This window comes from Stenotrophomonas sp. AS012628, assembly GCF_010608305.1.
In the GTDB taxonomy this organism is placed as follows: Bacteria; Pseudomonadota; Gammaproteobacteria; order Xanthomonadales; family Xanthomonadaceae; genus Stenotrophomonas; species Stenotrophomonas geniculata.
On the sequence record NZ_VMBJ01000014.1, the window covers coordinates 22173 to 41989 of the forward strand.

Annotated in this window: 24 protein-coding genes; 14 read left to right on the top strand and 10 right to left on the bottom strand. The window is 66.3% G+C overall.

Features of this window, described 5'->3' with window-relative positions; all coding sequences use genetic code 11:
- Positions 1-30 precede the first annotated feature (30 nt).
- Together G5A07_RS08740 and G5A07_RS08745 are read left to right on the top strand one after the other, a co-directional pair.
- Positions 31-249, top strand: coding sequence for a DUF6116 family protein (locus G5A07_RS08740; protein WP_010486812.1), 219 nt, complete (start codon positions 31-33; stop codon positions 247-249).
- The gene (locus G5A07_RS08745; protein ID WP_043401589.1) at positions 246-1019 is read left to right on the top strand and encodes a TatD family hydrolase; all 774 of its coding nucleotides are present in this window, start codon (positions 246-248) and stop codon (positions 1017-1019) included. The genes G5A07_RS08740 and G5A07_RS08745 overlap by 4 nt, the downstream gene beginning before the upstream one ends.
- A 33-nt stretch (positions 1020-1052) precedes the next feature.
- On the opposite strand, the gene G5A07_RS08750 is transcribed toward G5A07_RS08745, so the two are convergent.
- On the bottom strand, positions 1053-1877 hold the full coding sequence (locus G5A07_RS08750) for a tRNA threonylcarbamoyladenosine dehydratase (protein ID WP_010486808.1): 825 nt from the start codon (positions 1875-1877) through the stop codon (positions 1053-1055).
- 80 nt (positions 1878-1957) lie between these two features.
- On the opposite strand from G5A07_RS08750, the gene G5A07_RS08755 reads away from it, so the two are divergent.
- Positions 1958-2392 (top strand): cytochrome c, encoded by a 435-nt coding sequence (locus G5A07_RS08755; RefSeq protein WP_043401586.1) that lies wholly within the window; start codon positions 1958-1960, stop codon positions 2390-2392.
- Positions 2393-2528: 136 nt separating this feature from the next.
- On the top strand, positions 2529-3023 hold the full coding sequence (locus G5A07_RS08760; protein ID WP_010486804.1) for a glycine zipper 2TM domain-containing protein: 495 nt from the start codon (positions 2529-2531) through the stop codon (positions 3021-3023).
- A gap of 72 nt (positions 3024-3095) precedes the next feature.
- Here the strand turns inward: G5A07_RS08760 and G5A07_RS08765 are convergent, their stop codons facing one another.
- Positions 3096-3305 (bottom strand): cold-shock protein, encoded by a 210-nt coding sequence (locus G5A07_RS08765; protein WP_010486802.1) that lies wholly within the window; start codon positions 3303-3305, stop codon positions 3096-3098.
- 235 nt (positions 3306-3540) lie between these two features.
- Here G5A07_RS08765 and G5A07_RS08770 point away from each other — a divergent pair, with 235 nt between their 5' ends.
- From G5A07_RS08770 to arsC, 3 genes are all read left to right on the top strand, one after another.
- On the top strand, positions 3541-4026 hold the full coding sequence (locus G5A07_RS08770) for a DUF456 domain-containing protein (protein WP_159360370.1): 486 nt from the start codon (positions 3541-3543) through the stop codon (positions 4024-4026).
- Between the two features lie 119 nt (positions 4027-4145).
- Positions 4146-5300 carry a phospholipase A gene (locus G5A07_RS08775; RefSeq protein WP_019337376.1) on the top strand — a complete coding sequence of 385 codons (1155 nt, stop codon included), beginning with the start codon at positions 4146-4148 and terminating at the stop codon, positions 5298-5300.
- Positions 5300-5641: an arsenate reductase (glutaredoxin) gene (gene arsC, locus G5A07_RS08780; protein ID WP_191863170.1), complete on the top strand. Its 342-nt coding sequence runs from the start codon at positions 5300-5302 to the stop codon at positions 5639-5641. The genes G5A07_RS08775 and arsC overlap by 1 nt, the downstream gene beginning before the upstream one ends.
- Positions 5642-5714: 73 nt before the next feature.
- Here the strand turns inward: arsC and G5A07_RS08785 are convergent, their stop codons facing one another.
- From G5A07_RS08785 to G5A07_RS08800, 4 genes are all read right to left on the bottom strand, one after another.
- Positions 5715-6350 (bottom strand): glutathione S-transferase family protein, encoded by a 636-nt coding sequence (locus G5A07_RS08785; RefSeq protein ID WP_191863171.1) that lies wholly within the window; start codon positions 6348-6350, stop codon positions 5715-5717.
- 58 nt (positions 6351-6408) lie between these two features.
- Complete coding sequence (locus G5A07_RS08790; RefSeq protein ID WP_043401568.1) at positions 6409-6744, bottom strand: hypothetical protein; 336 nt, start codon at positions 6742-6744, stop codon at positions 6409-6411.
- Between the two features lie 75 nt (positions 6745-6819).
- On the bottom strand, positions 6820-7215 hold the full coding sequence (locus tag G5A07_RS08795; RefSeq protein ID WP_191863172.1) for a hypothetical protein: 396 nt from the start codon (positions 7213-7215) through the stop codon (positions 6820-6822).
- 117 nt (positions 7216-7332) lie between these two features.
- Entirely contained in the window at positions 7333-8850 is a 1518-nt protein-coding gene (locus tag G5A07_RS08800; RefSeq protein WP_049409314.1) for a fumarate hydratase, read from the bottom strand.
- Positions 8851-8997: 147 nt separating this feature from the next.
- On the opposite strand from G5A07_RS08800, the gene G5A07_RS08805 reads away from it, so the two are divergent.
- The 5 genes from G5A07_RS08805 to G5A07_RS08825 all read left to right on the top strand — a co-directional run bounded on the left by G5A07_RS08805 (position 8998) and on the right by G5A07_RS08825 (position 14144).
- Positions 8998-9894 carry an RNA polymerase sigma-70 factor gene (locus G5A07_RS08805; RefSeq protein WP_191863173.1) on the top strand — a complete coding sequence of 299 codons (897 nt, stop codon included), beginning with the start codon at positions 8998-9000 and terminating at the stop codon, positions 9892-9894.
- A 36-nt stretch (positions 9895-9930) separates the two neighbouring features.
- Positions 9931-10380: a carboxymuconolactone decarboxylase family protein gene (locus tag G5A07_RS08810; protein WP_108765615.1), complete on the top strand. Its 450-nt coding sequence runs from the start codon at positions 9931-9933 to the stop codon at positions 10378-10380.
- Between the two features lie 364 nt (positions 10381-10744).
- Complete coding sequence (locus G5A07_RS08815) at positions 10745-12616, top strand: ABC transporter ATP-binding protein (RefSeq protein ID WP_191863174.1); 1872 nt, start codon at positions 10745-10747, stop codon at positions 12614-12616.
- Between the two features lie 80 nt (positions 12617-12696).
- Positions 12697-13476 carry a ferredoxin--NADP reductase gene (locus G5A07_RS08820; protein WP_010486777.1) on the top strand — a complete coding sequence of 260 codons (780 nt, stop codon included), beginning with the start codon at positions 12697-12699 and terminating at the stop codon, positions 13474-13476.
- Between the two features lie 110 nt (positions 13477-13586).
- Positions 13587-14144 carry a TlpA disulfide reductase family protein gene (locus G5A07_RS08825; protein ID WP_248853721.1) on the top strand — a complete coding sequence of 186 codons (558 nt, stop codon included), beginning with the start codon at positions 13587-13589 and terminating at the stop codon, positions 14142-14144.
- Between the two features lie 35 nt (positions 14145-14179).
- On the opposite strand, the gene G5A07_RS08830 is transcribed toward G5A07_RS08825, so the two are convergent.
- A complete protein-coding gene (locus tag G5A07_RS08830; RefSeq protein ID WP_171954537.1) occupies positions 14180-14659 on the bottom strand; it encodes a glutathione peroxidase in 480 nt (159 codons plus the stop codon).
- A gap of 130 nt (positions 14660-14789) precedes the next feature.
- Between G5A07_RS08830 and G5A07_RS08835 the strand changes: the two genes are divergently transcribed.
- The gene (locus tag G5A07_RS08835; protein WP_126559431.1) at positions 14790-16958 is read left to right on the top strand and encodes a M3 family metallopeptidase; all 2169 of its coding nucleotides are present in this window, start codon (positions 14790-14792) and stop codon (positions 16956-16958) included.
- Positions 16959-17050: 92 nt separating this feature from the next.
- Here the strand turns inward: G5A07_RS08835 and cfa are convergent, their stop codons facing one another.
- From cfa to G5A07_RS08850, 3 genes are read right to left on the bottom strand one after another with little or no spacing between them, the layout of a single operon-like run.
- Positions 17051-18166 carry a cyclopropane fatty acyl phospholipid synthase gene (gene cfa, locus G5A07_RS08840; RefSeq protein WP_057503449.1) on the bottom strand — a complete coding sequence of 372 codons (1116 nt, stop codon included), beginning with the start codon at positions 18164-18166 and terminating at the stop codon, positions 17051-17053.
- Between the two features lie 19 nt (positions 18167-18185).
- Positions 18186-19067 (bottom strand): DUF3298 and DUF4163 domain-containing protein, encoded by an 882-nt coding sequence (locus G5A07_RS08845; protein ID WP_191863175.1) that lies wholly within the window; start codon positions 19065-19067, stop codon positions 18186-18188.
- 37 nt (positions 19068-19104) lie between these two features.
- Positions 19105-19407, bottom strand: coding sequence for a GNAT family N-acetyltransferase (locus G5A07_RS08850; protein ID WP_006455911.1), 303 nt, complete (start codon positions 19405-19407; stop codon positions 19105-19107).
- Positions 19408-19592: 185 nt separating this feature from the next.
- Between G5A07_RS08850 and G5A07_RS08855 the strand changes: the two genes are divergently transcribed.
- On the top strand, positions 19593-19778 hold the full coding sequence (locus tag G5A07_RS08855) for a hypothetical protein (protein WP_049453088.1): 186 nt from the start codon (positions 19593-19595) through the stop codon (positions 19776-19778).
- Positions 19779-19817 lie beyond the last annotated feature (39 nt).

The window sequence follows — 19817 nt, forward strand, 5'->3', positions numbered from 1 at the left end:
GTTTGCATATTCCCCAGGAGGACCCCCGCCATGGCCAACCCGATGCTGCTGCCGGTACTGCAATGGGCGCGCCGGCTACGCTACCCCACCCTGTTCAAGCTCACCGCAGGCCTGTTCGTGCTGACCCTGTTCATCCCCGACCCGATCCCGTTCGTCGATGAACTGGTACTCGGCTTCGGCACCCTGCTGCTGGCCAACTGGAAAAGCCGCAACACCGCCACGGCGCCGCCGTCGCTGGAACAGCGTTGAGCCTGCTGGTCGACAGCCACTGCCATCTCGATGCCGGCGAGTTCGACAGTGACCGCGCCGCCGTGATCGCACGCGCGCAGGCCGCTGGCGTGCGCCTGCAGGTGGTGCCGGCGGTGACCGCAGCCAGCTGGCCGAAGCTGAGGGAGGTCTGCCAGCAGGCGCCTGGGCTGTACCCGGCCTACGGCCTGCACCCGATGTTCCTGTCCGAGCACCGGCCCGGCCACCTGCCGCTGCTGCGCGAGTGGATCGAGCGCGAACGCCCCTGCGCGATCGGCGAATGCGGCCTGGACTTCTTTGTCGAAGGCCTGGATGCCGAGACGCAGCAGGCGTACTTCCTCGGCCAGCTGCAACTGGCCCGTGAGTTCGAGCTGCCGGTGATCGTGCATGCACGGCGCGCGGTGGACGTGGTGATCGCCGCGATCCGTCGCATCGGCGGCCTGCGCGGCGTGGTGCACAGCTTTTCCGGCAGTCCGGAACAGGCGGCACAACTGCACCGGCAGGGCTTCCTGCTCGGGCTCGGCGGCCCGTTGACCTACGAACGCGCGCAGCGCCTGCAGCGGCTGGTGCGCGACATGCCGCTGGAACAGCTTCTGCTGGAGACCGACGCGCCCGACCAGCCTGACGCCGGCATCCGCGGCCAGCGCAACGAACCGGCACGGCTGGCGGTCATCGCCCGCCACGTGGCCGCGCTGCGCGGGATGGAGCTGGACGCAGTGGCCCAGGCCACGACGGAGAATGCACGACGCCTGTTCGCGCTGCCGGCAATGTAACGGCAGGTGCCGGCCGCTGGCCGGCACGATCCATCACACCTCGCTGGCCTCTACCGCTTCGGCCTTCACTTTCTTCGGTTCCAGCAGCATTTCCAGCGCCTTGCCCACCGCCGCGAACGCGAACGCGCCAGTGATATGGGTCGCCGCACCCAGGCCGGCGCCGCAGTCCAGCTTCAACGCCGCATCGGCGCCAAGGTTCGGGCGGATGCCACAGACGCTGCCATCAGCCTGCGGATACTTCACGTTCTCCAGCGAATACACTGCCGGCACACCGAAGTAGCGCTTGGCGTTCTTCGGGAAATTGAACTCGCTGCGCAGCTTCTTGCGGATCAGCGCCAGCATGGCGTCGTGCTCGGTGCGCGAGACGTCGCGGATGCGCACCAGAGTCGGATCGGTACGGCCACCGGCGGCACCGACGGTCAGCAGCGGCAGCTTGCGGCGACGGCACCAGGCAATCGTCTCGACCTTGACCCTGAAGCTGTCGCAGGCATCGATCACCAGATCGAAGCCCCGGTCCAGCAGCTCCGCCATGTTCGACACGGTCAGGAACGCCTGCACGGCATCGACCTCGATGTCCGGGTTGATCGCGCGGCAGCGCTCGGCCATCGCCTCGGCCTTGTTGCGGCCGTAGTTGCCTTCCATCGCCGGCAGCTGCCGGTTGGTGTTGGAGACGCAGATGTCATCGGCATCGATCAGGGTCAGGTGGCCGACCGCCGAGCGGGCCAGCGCTTCCACCACCCATGAGCCGACGCCGCCCATGCCCACGACCGCCACGCGGCTGCCCTGCAGGCGCTCGAGCGCACCCACGCCATACAGCCGTTCGATGCCGGCGAAGCGTTGTTTGACCTGTTCATTCATCCCGCTATTTTAACGTGCAGGCGCCAGCGCCTGCAGCGCGCCGGCATCGAACCCACCGTTGCACGCCCGGAGAGCCCGCCATGAACGCCAGCCCACCCCGCCGCCCGTCCACCGCCTACCGCTATCTGTTCGTGCTCGGCCTGGGACTGTTGATCGGCCTGATCGCCACGGTGATGGTGGGCCGCGCCCTGCAGGCGCGCCGCGACCCGTTCCCGGACAGCCTGATGCAGGTGATGCAACGGCAATCGCAGCTGCTGCAGCAGGCCCAGCAGCAGAACCGCTGCAGCCTGGCCGACAGCGTGCCGCGCCTGCAGGCCCTGCGCCTGCTGTCCAACGACCTCGATCTGGCCTTTCCCGGGCTGAAGGACAACGCGCAGTTCCAGCAGCATGCCAGCCAGCTGCGTGGCAACCTCAACGCCGCCCTGGCCGCGCCGCCCAGCGACTGCACGGCCCTGGCCCAAGTGGTGGAAACCGTGCAGGCCGACTGCCGCGCCTGCCACCAGGACTTCCGCTGAGCCGCATTCATCCTGCAGCCGGGCAAGGCATGCACGGTTGGCGCGTCGTTCACGTTCGAAAGGAGACGATTCGTCCACCCTGCTGCATGACGCAGTACCACCCCAGACACCCGCCTTCACGGCCAGGAGACGCCCCATGAAGATCCAGCTCATTGCCGCCAGCGCCATCGCTACCCTCGCCCTGGCAGGCTGTGCCACCTCGCCTGGCTACGGCGGTGGTGGTTACAACAACGGCTACAACAATGGCGGCTACGGCAACAACGGCGGTTACAACCAGGGCCGCTGCGCTGACTGCGGCATCGTCACCCGCATCAATACCGTGCAGTCCGGCCGTACCGCCCCCAGCGCGACCGGCGCGATCCTGGGCGGCATCGTCGGCGCCGTGGCCGGCCACGAGATCTCCGACCACACCGGTGGCAGCCGTGGCAACAAGAACATCGCCGCCGCTGCGGGCGCAGTCGGTGGCGCGCTGGCCGGCAACCAGATCCAGAAGAACGTGACCAGCGACACCTACGATATCAGCGTGCGCATGGACGATGGCCGCACCATCGTGGTCAACCAGCGTGACCTCGGCGGCATCCGCGAAAACACCTACGTGCGCGTGGTCAACGGCAAGGTCATCCTGCGCTGACCCGCACCGGGCCATGCGCAACGAAAAAGGCCCGCTTGCGCGGGCCTTTTTCATGCCGACAGGCGGCGGGCATTACACCGGCTGCACCTTGTCAGCCTGCAGACCCTTCTGGCCCTGCACGACTTCGAAGCTCACAGTCTGGCCTTCCTTGAGGCTCTTGAAGCCCTGGGTCTCGATGGCGCGGAAGTGCACGAACACGTCCTCGCCATTCTGCCGGCTGATGAAGCCGAAGCCCTTCGCATCATTGAACCACTTTACGGTACCGGTCTCGCGATCAGCCATCTCACTAACTCCCTTTGACTCTCTCTTGTTGTTGGAAACGCCTGGTGGGCGGCTGACAAGCAAGGGGGAAGCGAGGTGCATCGATGCAGCGGATCGGGAAGATCTTGCTTCATCAGGCCACGATCCACGGTGACCTTGCCAAGCTCAGCGACTGCAACTTAACCCGCCCAAAACGAAAAAGCAACTGGCAAAATCTTTCACTGTCAACCCCAAAACGGCCACCATACGGGACAGCATGGGACTCTCATTCATCTTATATCTGCTAGCGGTCATTTTTGTCCTCGTCGGCGTCGCCGGGATCATCCTGCCAGCCCTCCCCGGCATCCCGCTGGTATTCATCGGACTGCTGCTGGCGGCCTGGGCCGACGGCTTCGCCCATGTGGGCTGGCCAACCCTGGTCGCACTGGGTGTACTGACCGTGCTCTCGCTGCTGGCGGACGTGCTGGCCACAGTGGTGGGCGCACAACGGGTGGGCGCCAGCCGGAAGGCGCTATGGGGCACGTTCCTCGGCAGCATCGTCGGCCTGTTCTTCATGCCGATCGGCCTGTTCGCCGGCCCGTTGATCGGCGCCCTGCTCGGCGAGTACTGGCACACCCGCGAGCTGGGCCGCTCGACCAAGGTCGGCCTGGCCACCTGGCTCGGCATCCTGCTCGGCCTGGCGCTGAAGCTGGCGGTGGTGATCGCGATGCTGGGGCTGTTCGCCTTCGCCTGGTTCCTGTGACCGGTGCAGCCTTCACGCTACACGCACGCAGTGGCCGTGCATAAACCGTAGGGGCTGGCCGCGATCCGGTACAGCCGCCACACTGTGCGATTCCCGTATTCACCGAAGGGCCTGCTGGAATGACCCTCCCCCCGCTGCTTCCCCGCCTCGCTCCGCTGGCGCTGGCCCTGGCCAGTGCGCCGCTGGCCGCGCAGGAATTCGTGCCCAGCACCGACACTTCGCCGGCGGCGTGTGCCGCCATCACCACCGACGCCGCGCGCCTGGCCTGCTATGACCGCCTGTTCGCGCACACCCCGCAGGCCACGGCGGCTGCCGACGCCGCTGCCGAGGCGGCCGCGCAGGCCCGTCGCGAAGAGCGCCAGACCGCACGCGTGAGCCAGGGCGAAGAGAAACTGCGCGAACGGGTCAGCGACCTGTTCCGTCCGGCAGCACCGGACAGCGCGCTGGCCAACGCCGGACGCGGTTCGCTGCTGGACAGCCGCTGGGAGCTGGCCGAGGACTCCAAGCTGGGCCCGTTCCAGCTGCGTGCCTACAAGCCGGTATACCTGCTGCCGGCGTTCTGGACCAGCGACCGCAACACCACGCCGCATTCGCCGAACCCGGCCAACACGGTCACCACCCCGCAGGTGCTCGACAGTGCCGAACTGAAGTTCCAGATCAGCTTCAAGACCAAGATCGCCGAGAACCTGTTCGGCGACAACGGCGATATCTGGGCCGGCTACACCCAGAGCTCGCGCTGGCAGGCCTACAACGGCGAGGATTCGCGCCCGTTCCGCGAAACCAATTACGAGCCGGAAGTGATGATGGTATTCCGCAACGGCTACTCGATCGGTGGCTGGCGCGGGCGCATGACCGGCATCGCACTGAACCATCAGTCCAACGGCCGCGCTGATCCGCTGTCGCGCAGCTGGAACCGGGTGATGCTCAACATCGGCCTGGACCGTGAGAACTGGGCACTGGTGCTGCGTCCGTGGTACCGCATTCCCGAGACCCGCAGCGACGACAACAATCCGGACATCGAGGACTACATGGGCCGCGGTGACGCGACCCTGACCTGGAACCGCAACGGCCATGAAGTCTCGCTGATGGCGCGTCATTCGCTGCGCACCGGCAGCCGCTCGCACGGCGCCCTGCAGCTGGATTACGGCTTCCCGATCAGCAACCTGCTGCGCGGCCATGTGCAGATCTTCGACGGCTACGGCGAAAGCCTGATCGACTACAACCACAAAGCCACCTACGTGGGTGTGGGCGTGTCGCTGCTGGAGTGGTTCTGATGGACGTGACGATCTGGCATAACCCGGCCTGCAGCAACTCGCGCGGCGCACTGAAGCTGATCCGCGATGCGGGCTTCGATCCGGAGGTGATCGAGTACCTCGGCAATCCCCCCGATGTGGCCACACTGCGCCAGGTGCTGGCCGAATCCGGATTGAGCGCGCGTGATCTGGTGCGCAGCAAGGAATCGCAGTTCGCCGAACTGGGCCTGGAAGATGCGGACGAGGCCACGCTGCTGGCCTCGATGGCCGAACACCCGCGCCTGATCAACCGCCCCGTGGTGCGCACGCCCAAGGGCACACGGCTGTGCCGCCCGCCGGAAACGGTGCTGGAGATCCTCTAGCCCGAAAAAGGGGACGGAGGGAATTAAGTCGTTTGTGCACAAACGACTTAATTCCCTCCGTCCCCTTTTTTGGTTATCGCCAGTCGGTGATGCCCTCGCGGCGATACACCTCGGCGAACGCCGGGCGCGCCTTCATCGACGTGGCATGCGCCTTCAGCACCGGCCAGGTGTCGCTGGGCTTCGGCATGCCGCGCGACCAGCGCATCAGCATCACCAGCATGTAGTCGACCACGCAGGGCATGACGCCCAGCAGGTAGGGACCATGCACCTGCAGGTGCGTGGCGACATGCTGCCAGGCCGCTTCAAGGCGCTGACGGGCCATCTCGCGGCTCGCCTCGATATTCGCCTCCCCCGCCATTTCATGCGGGTAGAACCAGGCGCGATAGGCGGGCTGCAGCGTATTGGCACACCAGAACATCCATCGGTAGGCATCGGCACGCTGTGGCGTACCCACCGGGGGCAGCAGGTTGGCGTCCGGATGGCGATCAGCCAGGTACAACGCAATGGCCGCCGCTTCGGTCAGTACCAAGCCATCGATCAGCAGCGTCGGCACCACACCGGCCGGATTCAGCGCCAGGTACTCCGCCGACTTGTGCTCGCGCGCGTCGAAATCCAGCAGCACCAACTCGTGCTCGATGCCCAGCTCGATCAACAGCCAATGCACCACGAGGGCGGCAGTACTGGTCGAACCATACAGCGTGGTGCTCATGCGGAAGATCCTGTGCAGGTGGATCCGCCGATTATGCGCCCGCGCGCGCGATCGTTGCTCAGCCGCAGCTGCTCATGCAGGAATCCCGGCGTTCGCCACAGGACATCATCGGCGCGCGCATCGTGCAGTCATGCGCCTTCAGTTCGCAGGCACGGCGCAGTTCGGGGTTGGCAACGTCCTTGCAGCGCTTGTCCGGCGCAGGCACCGCCTGCTGCTCGCAGCTGAAGGCACTGTTGCCGGTGCTGCCCCGCGCCATGCAGCTGCGATAGTCGGCCTGGCACTGCATGCGGCACTGCGAGGAGGCGGAGAAATCCGCACCTTCATAGGATGACGTTGTGCTGCAGCCGGCCAGGACCAGCAGGAACACAGCCGCGACGGATCGATGCAGGCGCATGGGCACATCCAGTGCAGGGGAGTGCCGACCCTAGCAGACTACGGTTACTCGTGCAGGCACCTACGCGTGCCGCGATCAGTACACGGGAATACCGGTGTCGCTGCGGACGTCATTCACGGTACCGCCGCAGGAGAGCAGGCACTGGGCGTACGGGGCACTGCATGAAGGAAGCGCCGGGGGACCGCAGTAGTTGCCGGCACCGTTGCCCCCTTCGCAGTTGTGCCGCTGCTTGTCGTCGGCGATACCACTGCAACGGCTGATGATCCGGCTCTTCTCGCTTTCGCAGCTCCGCTGATCCGATTCGGCACGGGCGCGGTTGTGGAAGTCGCACGTCGCCTTCTGGCTCTCGCAGGCCGACGCGCAGATCTTCCCCGCTTCGTGGGTGGGTGGCTCGACGAAATAACGTGGCCCGCAGGCGCTGCACGCCAGCGTAGCGACCAGCAACACGAAAACACGCGACCACTGCAGCACGATGGACTCCCTTCCAGTACGCCGGCCAGTACGTTGGCAGAGCAGGCCGCGCGCGGGCAGGCTGCACACAACAACGGCGCCACGCGGGCGCCGTTGCCTGAAACGGAAGCGGAAGACTTACTCCACCACCACCGGAATCTTGCCGATGCGGGCCTGCCATTCGCGCGGGCCGGTCTTGTGTACCGATTCGCCAGTGGAATCCACTGCCACGGTCACCGGCATGTCCTGCACGGTGAACTCGTAGATCGCTTCCATGCCCAGGTCGGCGAAACCGACCACCTTGGCCGCCTTGATCGCCTTGGACACGAGGTAGGCCGAACCGCCGACCGCCATCAGGTAGGCCGACTTGTGCTTCTTGATCGCCTCGATGGCGGCCGGGCCGCGCTCGGCCTTGCCGACCATACCCAGCAGGCCGGTCTGCGCCAGCACCTGCTCGGTGAACTTGTCCATACGGGTCGCCGTGGTCGGGCCGGCCGGGCCCACCACTTCGTCGCGCACCGGATCAACCGGGCCCACGTAGTAGATGAAACGCCCCTTCAGGTCGACCGGCAGTTCCTCGCCCTTGTTGAGCATGTCGACCATGCGCTTGTGCGCGGCGTCACGGCCGGTCAGCAGCTTGCCGTTGAGCAGCAGGGTCTGGCCCGGCTTCCAGCTGGCCACGTCCTCCGGCGTGATCGTGTCCAGGTCCACGCGGGTGCCCTTGGACGAATCGTAGGTCAGCTTCGGCCAGTCCTCCAGCGACGGCGGGTCCAGCATCACCGGGCCGCTGCCGTCCAGGGTGAAGTGCGCGTGGCGGGTGGCCGCGCAGTTCGGGATCATCGCCACCGGCAGGTTGGCCGCGTGGGTCGGGTAATCGTTGATCTTGATGTCGAGCACGGTGGTCAGGCCACCCAGGCCCTGCGCACCGATACCCAGTGCATTGACCTTCTCGTACAGCTCCAGGCGCAGCTCTTCGATGCGGTTGGACGCACCACGGGCCTGCAGCTCGGTGATGTCGATCGGCTCCATCAGCGCTTCCTTGGCCAGCAGCATCGCCTTTTCGGCGGTGCCACCGATGCCGATGCCGAGCATGCCCGGCGGACACCAGCCGGCGCCCATGGTCGGCACGGTCTTCAGCACCCAGTCGACGATCGAGTCGGACGGATTGAGCATGGCGAACTTGGTCTTGGCTTCCGAGCCACCGCCCTTGGCGGCGACGATCACGTCGACCGTGTTGCCCGGCACCACCTTGACGTTGACCACGCCCGGGGTGTTGTCCCTGGTGTTGATGCGCTTGCCGGCCGGATCAGCCAGCACCGAGGCGCGCAGCTTGTTGTCCGGGTGCATGTAGGCGCGGCGCACGCCTTCATTGGCCATGTCTTCCACGCCCATGGTGGCGTCATCCCAACGCACGTCCATGCCGATTTCCAGGAACACGGTGACGATGCCGGTGTCCTGGCAGATCGGACGGTGGCCTTCGGCGCACATGCGCGAATTGATCAGGATCTGCGCCATCGCCTCCTTCGCGGCCGGCGACTCCTCGCGCTCGTAGGCGGCGGCAAGATTCTTGATGTAGTCGACCGGGTGGTAGTACGAGATGTACTGCAGCGCGTCGGCGATGGACTGGATGAGGTCTTCCTGCTTGATCGATGTCACGTCTTGCTCGCTTGCTCGAGGCTGGCGGGGGTAATCCGCCCATTTTACCCCCTCCCCCGGCCGCGGGGTGGTAGTGCCGGCCGCCGGCCGGCACTATCCGCGCAAGCCCTCTGTCACGCCATGCGCCACTGCGGCGTCCTTGCCCACATGAACGCTGAAACCGCTTTCCAGACCCACCGCCCGCGCCTGATGGCCCTGGCCTACCGCCTGCTCGGCAGCCGCGCCGACGCCGAAGACGTCGTCCAGGATGCCTGGCTGCGCTGGTCCGGCGCCGATCCGGCCAGCGTCCGCGATGCCGAAGCCTGGCTGGTCACCACCACCACCCGGCTCGGCCTGGACCGGCTACGCGCGGCCAGGCGCGAGCGCGCGCACTACGTCGGCCCGTGGCTGGCCGAGCCACTGGCGGTCACGCTGGAGCCCGACCCGGCGCCGGGCCCGGCGCAGCTGCATGCGCTGGCCGACGATGTCTCGGTCGCCTTCCTGACCCTGCTCGAACAACTCGGCCCCGAAGAACGCGCCGCTTTCCTGCTGAAGGAGGCCTTCGACCACGACTATCGCGAGATCGCCGACCTGATCGGCCACAGCGAGGCCAACTGCCGGCAGCTGGTGCATCGCGCCCGGCAACGCCTGCAGTCCGGACGGCCACGCTTCAACGCCGATGCCAGCCAGCACCGGCAGCTGCTGGCGCGTTTCATGGAAGCCTCCCAGGTTGGCGACAGCGAGGCGATCCAGGCCCTGCTGCACACCAATGCGTTGCTGGTCTCCGACGGCGGCGGCGTGGTCACCGCAGCGGTGCGGCCGCTGCTGGGCGCCGAGCGCATCGGCCGCCTGTTCTGGGCCATCGCACGTCGCGGCGCGGTGCATCCGGCGCAGCTGGGCTACGTCAACGGCGAACCGGCGATCCTGCGCTTCCACGGCGATCGGCTGCACTCGGTCACCACCATCGAGGTGATCGATGGCCGCATCGCCAACGTCTACAGCGTGCTGAATCCGGAAAAGCTGCCGACAGTTGTCACGCGCGAGGGTGCTGCGGCGTCCTGGTAGTGAAAGGTGGCCATCGTGGCCGCCGTGGAGCCGAACATGTCCGACCACGCCTCTCCCCGCGTCCCCTACACCCGCCTGGCTGCCGACGCTTTCAAGGGCCTGCTGGCCACCAGCAAGGCGGTGCATGACAGTTCGATCGATCCGACCCTGATGGAACTGCTGTTCCTGCGCGTGTCGCAGCTCAACGGCTGCGGCTACTGCATGGACATGCACGGCACCGCGCTGCGCAAGGGCGGCATCGAGCCGCGCAAGCTGGACACCCTGCCCGCGTGGCACGAAAGCCGCTTCTTCGATGCACGCGAACGCGCAGCACTGGGCTGGGCCGAGGCGCTGACCCGTTTGACCGACGGTGCGCCGTCGCAGGCGGCGTTCGATGCGTTGGCGCCGCATTTCGATGAGAAGGGCATCAGTGACCTGAGCATGGGCATTGCCGTGATCAACGCCTGGAACCGATTGGGCGCGGGCCTGCTGCCACCGCTGCCGTAAGAGGGTTTTGTTGGCCGGGCTGCCGCCCGGCACCCGCAGAAGCAACAGCCGAAACAACAGCAACGTCAAAAGCTGGTTTCCTGTGGGTAGGCGAGGTGAACCCGATTGCGGGGGACGCCGTGGACCCATCCCTGGGGGCTTGGCCGCGGCATCCATGCCGCGGACACCCCCGCAACCGGGCCCACCCCGCCTTCGACAGTTCCCTGCTGCTGGTAGGTGCCGACCTTGGTCGACACGGTAGATCCACGCCATGCGTGGATACGGGGGGCTGGATCCCTTCGCTTTGCAAAGGGATCTGATCCCGGTGCCGGCCACACGGCTGCACTGACCCCATCTGCACGCGTCCGACGCGCACAATACGCGCATGCCTGCTACCCCCACCGCTGGCGCTGCCGCCGCGAAGAAACCCAGCCTGCGCCAGCGCTTCAGGGCGATGCGCAACCTGCCGCCTTTCCTGCGCATGGTCTGGCAGACCAGCCCTGCGCTCACCCTGGCCAGCCTCGGGCTGCGCCTGATCCGTGCACTGCTGCCGGTGGCGATGCTCTACGTCGGCAAGCTGATCATCGACAGCGCCCTGCACCTGAGCCAGCACGACGCTGGCTTCCCGCCGCTGGGCGAAGCGCTGTCCAGCGGCGTGCTGAATCCGTTGCTGGGCCTGCTGGCGCTGGAATTCGGCCTGGCCATCGCCTCGGACCTGCTCGGCCGGCTGGTCAGCTACGCCGATGCCCTGCTCTCGGAACTGTTCGCCAACGTCACCAGCATCCGGCTGATGGAACACGCGGCAACGCTGGATCTGGAGGACTTCGAGGATCCGGACCTGCAGGACAAGCTGGACCGTGCGCGGCGCCAGACCATGGGCCGGATGAACCTGATGAGCCAACTGTTCGGCCAGGTGCAGGACGCGATCACCGTGGCCAGCCTTGCCGTCGGCCTGCTGGTCTACGCGCCGTGGCTGATCCTGCTGCTGGCGCTGGCGCTGGTGCCGGCCTTCATCGGCGAATCGCACTTCAACGCGGCCGGGTACAGCCTCAACTTCCAGTGGACGCCCGAGCGCCGCCAGCTCGACTACCTGCGCCAGCTCGGCGCCAGCGTGGAAACGGCCAAGGAAGTGAAGATCTACAACCTGCACCGCTTCCTGGTGGAGCGCTACCGGCGGCTGTCAGTGGCGCTGTTCCAGGCCAACCGTGCACTGGCCCGGCGCCGCGCGTTCTGGGGCACGCTGCTGGCCGCGCTGGGCACGCTGGGCTACTACACCGCCTATGCCTACATCGCCTGGCGCACGGTGCGCGGCGACTTTTCGATCGGCGACCTGACCTTCCTCGCCGGCAGCTTCCTGCGCCTGCGCCAGCTGCTGGAAGGCCTGCTGATCGGGTTCTCGCAGGTGGCCAGCCAGGCGCTGTATCTAGATGACCTGTTCTCGTTCTTCCAGATCCAGCCGGAAATCCACTCGTGTGAAGGCGCCGTGCGCGTGCCGCAGCCGATCCGCCAGGGCTTCGTGTTCGAGAACGTCGGCTTCCGCTATCCCGATGCCGAGCAGTGGGCGGTGCGCCATCTGGATTTCCAGCTGCACGCCGGCGAAGTGCTGGCCCTGGTCGGCGAGAACGGAGCGGGCAAGACCACGCTGGTGAAGCTGCTGGCGCGGCTGTACGAGCCGGACGAGGGCCGCATCCTGCTCGATGGCCGTGACCTGCGCGACTACGACCTGGACGACCTGCGCGCCAACCTCGGGGTGATCTTCCAGGACTTCGTGCGCTACAACCTCAGCGCCGGCGAGAATATCGGCGTCGGCCAGGTCGAGGCGATGGACGACCAGGCACGCATCGCCGACGCCGCGCGGCGCGGCATGGCCGAGGACGTGATCGACGACCTGCCCGGCGGTTACGACCAGCTGATCGGCCGCCGCTTCAAGCAGGGCGTGGACCTGTCCGGTGGCCAATGGCAGAAGATCGCCATTGCCCGCGCGTGGATGCGCAATGCGCAGGTGATGATCCTGGATGAGCCAACCGCAGCGCTGGATGCCCGAAGTGAGTTTGAAGTGTTCCAGCGGTTCAGGGAACTGGCGGATAATCGCACCGCAGTATTGATTTCCCACCGTTTTTCCTCGGTACGCATGGCCGATCGCATCCTGGTGCTGGCCGATGGCCGCATCGAGGCCAGCGGCACCCATGAGCAGCTGATGGCCCAGGGAGGACGGTACGCCGAGCTGTTCGAGCTGCAGGCGGCGGGTTACCGCTGAGAACGCCTCTCGTTCCGCCTAATGAGAACCCGTCTCATTTGAGATAGAATCACCCCCGACGACTTTCGATAGATACGCCCATGTCCTCCGCTTTCGGCGCCGAAACGGTGCTTGAGGTCCGTCACTGGACCGACGCCTACTTCAGCTTCACCACCACCCGCGACAGCGGCTTCCGCTTCGAGAACGGCCAGTTTGTGATGATCGGCCTGGAAACCGAGGCGCGGCCGTTGCTGCGCGCCTATTCCATCGCCAGCGCCAACTGGGAAGAGCATCTGGAGTTCTTCAGCATCAAGGTGCAGGACGGACCGCTGACCTCGCGCCTGCAGCACATCAAGCCGGGCGACAAGGTGCTGGTTGGCAAGAAACCCACCGGCACCCTGCTGATCAGCGACCTGCACCCGGGCAAGAACCTGTATCTGCTGGGCACCGGCACCGGCATGGCACCGTGGCTGTCGGTCATCAAGGACCCGGAAACCTACGAGCGCTTCGAGAAGGTGATCCTGTGCCACGGCGTGCGCTACGAAAAGGACCTGGCCTACCGCGATTACTTCGAGAAGGAACTGCGTGAGCATGAGTTCCTGGGCGAGATGATCGGCGACAAGCTGCTGTACTACCCGGCCGTCACCCGTGAACCGTTCGCCAACCAGGGCCGCCTGACCCAGCTGATGGAGAGCGGCGAGATGCAGCGCACCCTCGGCCTGCCGGAGCTGAGCCCGGAAAACGACCGCGCGATGATCTGCGGCAGCCCGCAGATGCTGGCCGACCTGCGCACCGTGCTCGACGCGCGTGGCTTCCAGGTCTCGCCGCGCATCGGCCAGCCGGGCCACTACGTGTTCGAGCGCGCGTTCGTCGAGAAGTAAAGCGCGGGGCACCGCCCCCGCCTCTGCACCCGACCTGTTGCATGCCCTGCGCATTGCCGGCATGGTCCGCCACACACGGGCCGATGGCCCTCCTGGGGAATACACGGATGATGGACACATGGATCCCGCACCGGATGCGGGCGTGGGCGATTGCCGGTCTTCTGCTGGCGGCGGCTCCGGCGTGGGCTGCGCCGCCCGCCCGTGGCGACGTGCCGCCGCAGGCACTGGGCAACGACCGCAAGGGCAATCCGGTCAATCTGGCCGAGCAGCGCGGCAAGGTCGTGATCGTGACCTTCTGGGCCTCCTGGTGCGGCCCCTGCCGCAAGGAACTTCCGATCCTGGCCCATCTGCAACAGGTGGTCGGCGAGGACGCGTTGAAGGTCTACGCGGTCAACTGGGGCGAACCCCGACTGGAAGTCAGCCGTCTGATCCGTCAGCGCGACTGGCCGAAGCTGGAGTACCTGCATGATCCCGGCGGCGCGCTGGCCGAGCAATTCGGCATCGTCGCAGTACCCCACATGTTCATCGTCGGCCGCGACGGCACCATCGCCCATGCCCACCGCGGCTACAGCGAGGCCAGCCTGCCGCAGATCATGCAACAGGTGATCGATGCACTGCCCGAAGAGGTGCGCAACCGCGAGGCAGGGGCGGCGCCGCTGGGGCACTGACGCCGTACATCGCCTCCAGCGCGAACAAGGGCGTGTTACAACAGCGCTTCGATCTCGTCGCGCAGCTGCTCCGGCTTGGTGGTGGGCGCATGCCGCGACACCACCCGCCCCTGGCGATCGACCAGGAACTTGCTGAAATTCCACTTGATGCGGGTGCTGCCCAGCAGGCCGCGCTTCTCGCGTGACAGCCAGGCCCACAAGGGATCCGCGCCCTCGCCGTTGACCTCGATCTTCTCCGACAACGGGAAGCTGACCGGGTAATCCAGCGAACAGAACTGGCGGATCTGCGCCGCGTCCCCCGGCTCCTGTGCGCCGAACTGGTTGCAGGGGAAGCCGATCACCACCAGGCCACGCTCGCGGTAGTCCTGCCACAGCTGCTCCAGCCCGGTGTACTGCGGGGTGAAACCACAGCGGCTGGCCACGTTCACCAGCAACAAGGGACGGCCCCGGTACTGATCCAGCACCTGCGGCTGGCCGTCGAGGTCACGGAAGCTGAAATCGTAGGCGCTGGTCATGATGGCGGGCCGTGGGCGGTGAATGCATGGTACCCGCGCCCGGCCCCACCAGCATGCCTTTTGACACAAGTGCGGGCGCGGCCGGCCGGGTTAACCTCGGGCCCTTGTCTGCCTTACCGGAGTTCCTACCTTGACCACTCGCCTTGCCCTTGCCGTGGCCATGTCCCTCGGCCTTGCCCTGCCCGCCTTCTCCGCCGGCGCCGCCACCCCGGCTGCCAGCACCCATGCCCAGCAGGCCAATCCGTTCTTCGCCGAAAGCCCGCTGCCGCTGCACTTCCCGCAGTTCGACAAGATCAAGGACAGCGACTTCGCCCCGGCCTTCGACGCCGGCATGGCGCAGCAGCTGAAGGAAGTGGAGGCCATCGCCAACAACAAGGCCAAGCCGACCTTCGACAACACCATCATCGCGCTGGAAAAGAGCGGTGACATCCTCGACCGCGCGACCACCGTGTTCTTCAGCCTGGTGGGCGCCGATACCAACGACACCCGCAAGAAGCTGCAGGCCGACTACTCGGCGAAGTTCGCCGCGCACAGCGATGCGATCGCGCTGAACGGCAAGCTGTTCGCGCGCATCCAGGCACTGTACGACACCCGCAGCCAGCTGGGCCTGGACGCCGAAGGCGTGCGCCTGGTCGAGAAGTACTACGACAACTACGTGCGCGCCGGCGCCAAGCTGTCCGACGCCGACAAGGCCAAGCTGAAGGAAATGAACGCCGAGCTGGCCAACCTGGGCACCAAGTTCAGCCAGAACGTGCAGTCGGAAGTGAACGCTTCGGCAATCACCGTCGACGACGTCAAGGAGCTGGACGGCCTGTCCAAGGAGCAGATCGCCGCCGCTGCCGAAGCCGCCAAGGCCCGCGGCCAGGACGGCAAGTACGTGATCACCCTGCTCAACACCACCGGCCAGCCGCCGCTGACCAACCTGGCCAACCGCGCCCTGCGCCAGAAGATCTACGAAGCGTCGGTCAGCCGTGGCAGCCGTGGCGGTGAGTTCGACAACACCGCGCTGGTCTCGCGCATCATGCAGCTGCGTGCCGACAAGGCCAAGCTGATGGGCTTCCCGAACTTCGCCGCCTACAACCTGACCAACCAGACCGCCAAGACCCCGGAAGCGGTCAATGCGATGCTGGGCAAGCTGGCCCCGGCCGCCGTGGCCAACGCCAAGCGCGAAGCCGCCGACCTGCAGGCGATGATCGACCAGGAACAGAAGGCCGCGGGCAAGCCGACGTTCAAGCTGGAACCGTGGGACTGGGCCTTCTACAGCGAGAAGGTGCGCCAGGCCAAGTACAACTTCGACGAGTCGCAGCTGAAGCCGTACTTCGAAATGAAGAACGTGCTGGAGAACGGCGTGTTCCATGCCGCCAACCTGGAATTCGGCCTGACCTTCAAGCAGCGCACCGACCTGCCGGTCTACCACGATGACGTCACCGTCTACGACGTGTTCGACGCCGACGGCAGCCAGCTGGCGATCTTCATCTTCGACCCGTATGCACGCGCCTCAAAGCGCGGTGGTGCGTGGATGAATTCCTACGTTTCGCAGTCCAAGCTGACCGGCTTCAAGCCGGTGGTCGCCAACCACCTGAACATCCCGAAGCCGCCGGCCGGCCAGCCGACCCTGCTGACCTGGGATGAGGTGAACACCACCTTCCACGAGTTCGGCCATGCCCTGCACGGCATGTTCTCCAACGTGAAGTACCCGTACTTCTCGGGCACCTCGGTGCCGCGTGACTTCGTCGAGTTCCCCTCGCAGGTCAACGAGATGTGGGCCGACAACCCGGTCATCCTGAAGAACTACGCCAAGCACTACCAGAACGGTTCGGCGATGCCGCAGGCGCTGCTGGACAAGGTGCTGGCGGCGGCCAAGTTCAACCAGGGCTTTGCCACCACCGAGTACCTGGGTGCAGCCATGCTTGATCAGCGCTGGCACCAGATCGGCGCCGACCAGGTGCCGGCCGCCAAGGACGTGATGGCCTTCGAGCGCGCCGCGCTGGAGAAGGACGGCATCTACTACGCGCCGGTTCCGCCGCGCTACAAGACCCCGTACTTCAGCCACATCATGGGTGGCTACTCGGCCGGCTACTACGCCTACATCTGGTCGGAAGTGCTCGACGCCAACACCCAGAAGTGGTTCAAGGACAACGGCGGCCTGAGCCGCAAGAACGGCGACCACTTCCGCGCCACGCTGCTGTCCAAGGGTGGCAGCGTGGATGCCATGCAGCTGTTCCGCGATTTCGCCGGCCACGAGCCGCAGATCGAACCGCTGCTGGAAAAGCGTGGCCTGACCGGCGCCGGCAACTGATCGCCGCTGCGGCAGCCTGAAACGAAAACCGCCCGGGAAACCGGGCGGTTTTTTGTTGGGTCATCCACGCATGGCGTGGATGCTCTTGCAGATCAGCGTGGCGCCACGTACCCGCCCGGCACGCCTTCCGGCGACAGCACCAGCTGCCACAACTGCGCATGCCGGCAGCGGAAGGTGGCCATCGATCCGGCCAGGTAGAACCGCCACATGCGGCGGAAATGCTCGTCGTAACGCGTGTCCAGCTGCGGCCACGCCGCTTCCACGTTGCGTCGCCAGGCCTGCAGGGTCAGGTCGTAATCGGTACCGAAGTTGTGCCAGTCCTCCAGCACGAAACGGCCTTCGAACGCCCGGGTGATCTGCACTGCCGACGGCAGCATCGAGTTGGGGAAGATGTAGCGCGCGATCCACGGATCGGTGCGATGCCGGGAGATGTTGGTGCCGATGCTGTGCAGCAGCAGCAGGCCACGCGGCGACAGGCAGCGTTTGGCCACCTCGAAGAAGCTGGCGTAGTTCTTGTCACCGACGTGCTCGAACATGCCGATCGAGAAAATCGCATCGAACGGTTCGTCCAGTTCCCGGTAGTCCTGCAGGCGGATTTCAATCGGCAGCCCCGCGCACAGCTCGCGGGCAAACTCGGCCTGTTCCTGCGAAATGGTCACGCCGACGCCGCTGACGCCGTAGCGCTCGGCTGCGAACTTCAGGGCTTCGCCCCAGCCACAGCCGATGTCCAGCACACGCTGACCCGGGCGCAGCCCCAGCTTGCGGCACACCAGGTCGAGCTTGGCTTCCTGCGCGGTGTCGAGATCGTCGGCATTGCGCCAGTAGCCACAGCTGTAGACCAGGCGCTGGCCGAGCATGGCCTGGTAGAGATCGTTGCCGAGGTCGTAGTGGCGGCGGCCGACTTCGTAGCTGCCCTGCCCCACCTGCAGGTTGAACAGGCGCGCCTTCAGCGCATCGGCCACTTCGCGCCAACCGTGCACCCGTTCGTCCAGGTGCGCCTGCATCAGGTGGACGAGGAAATCATCCAGGACGTTGGCATCCCACCAACCCTCCATGTAGCTCTCGCCGAGGCCGAGCGAGCCTTGGCCCATGACCCGCGCGAAGAAGCGCGGGTCATGCACCTGGATATCCTGTGGCTGGGTACCGCCGATGCGGACCCCGGCTTCCTGCAGCAGGCCGGCGACCCGCTCCTGCAACCCTGTATCCACACCACCTCCTCGACTGCGGTCAACCGCGTGCGAACAGCTCCACGTAGTCCTTGGCCACGTGCGGCAACAGCACCGCCGCCGGAACATCGGCGGTCTGGGTGCCGTCCGAGTATGGACCCACCTGGTAGGGCGGGAAAACAAAGCGCAGTGCCGTGATCTGCCCCTTGTCGTCGGTCAGCGGCTGGAACTGGCTGAAATTGTCGGCCTGCGGGCCGGTACCGTCGGCGATCATGCGCGATGCGTTGCGCAGCGATTCCTGCAGCTGGGCCGGGTCCATGTCCTCGCCGCTGAGCCGCGTGGCCACGCGTTCGCGCAGCTGGTCGGCAACGAAATCACTGATCGCCTTCCAGCCCTTGGCATCGGCCACCAGCTTGTCGGCGCTGAGCATCTGCTGCTGCGCCGGCAGCCACACGAAACGCGCCACCAGCGGCTCGCCGTGGGCGCCACCGGTATAGCGGCTGCCATCGGCACTGACCACCACCAGCTGTGGCGTTTCCAGCAGCTTCTCGAAACTCAGCGACAGCTCGTAGGGCATGGTCGGCTTGTCATTGCCCAGCCCGTCCAGTGCCTGCTGCAGGTCGCTGCGAGCGCTGGTGGCATAGTCCTGCAGCGCGCGTGCCAGGCCCGGGTAGCGGTCGATGCCGGCAGGGTAGCTGATGCCCACCACTTCGCGTTCGTTGTTCTCGATCACGTCGCGCAGGTCCAGCGGCGCTTCCGTGGCCGGCGTTTCGCCTGTGGCGGTGGTCTCGGCGGCAGGTGCCCCGTCGGCCACCGGTGCCGGTTCGCTTTCACGCTGGCAACCGGCCAGCAACAGCACGCCCACCACGCCGGCCAGCACGCTGCCGTGCAATGGCCGGTTGTTTCCAATCTTCATCGGGATCCCCTGTTCATGTTTGTACATCATCGCCTGCCATGGCTGAAGCGTGGCCCGCTGGCATTCAGCCAACGAGCAGGTCGTGGTACTCCTCATGCCGCTGCAGGAAGGCCTCGGCGTAGGAACACGCCGGCACCACCTTGTACTTCTGCTCGCGGGCAAAGCGCAGCGCCACGCGGGTCAGCTCGCCGGCGATACCACGGCCTGCAATCGGCTCGGGCACCTCGGTGTGGGTGATGACCATGCGTCTGCGCTTGATCTGGTAATCGAGCACCGCCAGCTGTCCGCGCACACGGGCGGTGAAGCGATGGTTGGCCAGGTCGTGTTCGACCTCGTAGGCCAGACCGGGGGGCGTGACCGAAGCCATGGAACTGTCTCCTGCGGCGACTGCGTGGATGGTGCGCAGCCGGGCGCCATGATCGCGTGAAGCCTGAACAGGGGCAAGTCCAGTCCGTTCACGTCAGTTTTCGACCCTCAAGCTGGAGGGCCGGCGGCCGCTATCGCCTGTGGAGGGGTACGGCCAGGCTGGCACGGCCCTTGCGACCGTTGATCATGCGCACCACCGCGGAGGCACCGATGCACCCCAGCGATCCCCATTCCGATACCGACCGCGCCCTGCTGGAGGGCCTGCTGCAACTGGCGGTGGAAGGGCAGACCGAAGACCAGGATTTCCAGCGCATCGGCGAGGAAGTGTTCGCCCGCCTGCTGGACACCTACGGCCAGCAGACCGCGATCTGAGCCTGCCGGGGCGGATCGCTGCCGATCCGCCCCGCTCCC

Coding starts and splice junctions, on each gene's coding strand:
- G5A07_RS08740 (WP_010486812.1), top strand. CDS start 31: ATGGCCAACCCGATGCTGCTGCCGGTACTGCAATGGGCGCGCCGGCTA.
- G5A07_RS08750 (WP_010486808.1), bottom strand. CDS start 1,877: ATGAATGAACAGGTCAAACAACGCTTCGCCGGCATCGAACGGCTGTAT.
- G5A07_RS08755 (WP_043401586.1), top strand. CDS start 1,958: ATGAACGCCAGCCCACCCCGCCGCCCGTCCACCGCCTACCGCTATCTG.
- G5A07_RS08760 (WP_010486804.1), top strand. CDS start 2,529: ATGAAGATCCAGCTCATTGCCGCCAGCGCCATCGCTACCCTCGCCCTG.
- G5A07_RS08765 (WP_010486802.1), bottom strand. CDS start 3,305: ATGGCTGATCGCGAGACCGGTACCGTAAAGTGGTTCAATGATGCGAAG.
- G5A07_RS08770 (WP_159360370.1), top strand. CDS start 3,541: ATGGGACTCTCATTCATCTTATATCTGCTAGCGGTCATTTTTGTCCTC.
- G5A07_RS08775 (WP_019337376.1), top strand. CDS start 4,146: ATGACCCTCCCCCCGCTGCTTCCCCGCCTCGCTCCGCTGGCGCTGGCC.
- arsC (WP_191863170.1), top strand. CDS start 5,300: ATGGACGTGACGATCTGGCATAACCCGGCCTGCAGCAACTCGCGCGGC.
- G5A07_RS08785 (WP_191863171.1), bottom strand. CDS start 6,350: ATGAGCACCACGCTGTATGGTTCGACCAGTACTGCCGCCCTCGTGGTG.
- G5A07_RS08790 (WP_043401568.1), bottom strand. CDS start 6,744: ATGCGCCTGCATCGATCCGTCGCGGCTGTGTTCCTGCTGGTCCTGGCC.
- G5A07_RS08805 (WP_191863173.1), top strand. CDS start 8,998: ATGAACGCTGAAACCGCTTTCCAGACCCACCGCCCGCGCCTGATGGCC.
- G5A07_RS08810 (WP_108765615.1), top strand. CDS start 9,931: ATGTCCGACCACGCCTCTCCCCGCGTCCCCTACACCCGCCTGGCTGCC.
- G5A07_RS08815 (WP_191863174.1), top strand. CDS start 10,745: ATGCCTGCTACCCCCACCGCTGGCGCTGCCGCCGCGAAGAAACCCAGC.
- G5A07_RS08820 (WP_010486777.1), top strand. CDS start 12,697: ATGTCCTCCGCTTTCGGCGCCGAAACGGTGCTTGAGGTCCGTCACTGG.
- G5A07_RS08825 (WP_248853721.1), top strand. CDS start 13,587: ATGGACACATGGATCCCGCACCGGATGCGGGCGTGGGCGATTGCCGGT.
- G5A07_RS08830 (WP_171954537.1), bottom strand. CDS start 14,659: ATGACCAGCGCCTACGATTTCAGCTTCCGTGACCTCGACGGCCAGCCG.
- G5A07_RS08845 (WP_191863175.1), bottom strand. CDS start 19,067: ATGTACAAACATGAACAGGGGATCCCGATGAAGATTGGAAACAACCGG.
- G5A07_RS08850 (WP_006455911.1), bottom strand. CDS start 19,407: ATGGCTTCGGTCACGCCCCCCGGTCTGGCCTACGAGGTCGAACACGAC.
- G5A07_RS08855 (WP_049453088.1), top strand. CDS start 19,593: ATGCGCACCACCGCGGAGGCACCGATGCACCCCAGCGATCCCCATTCC.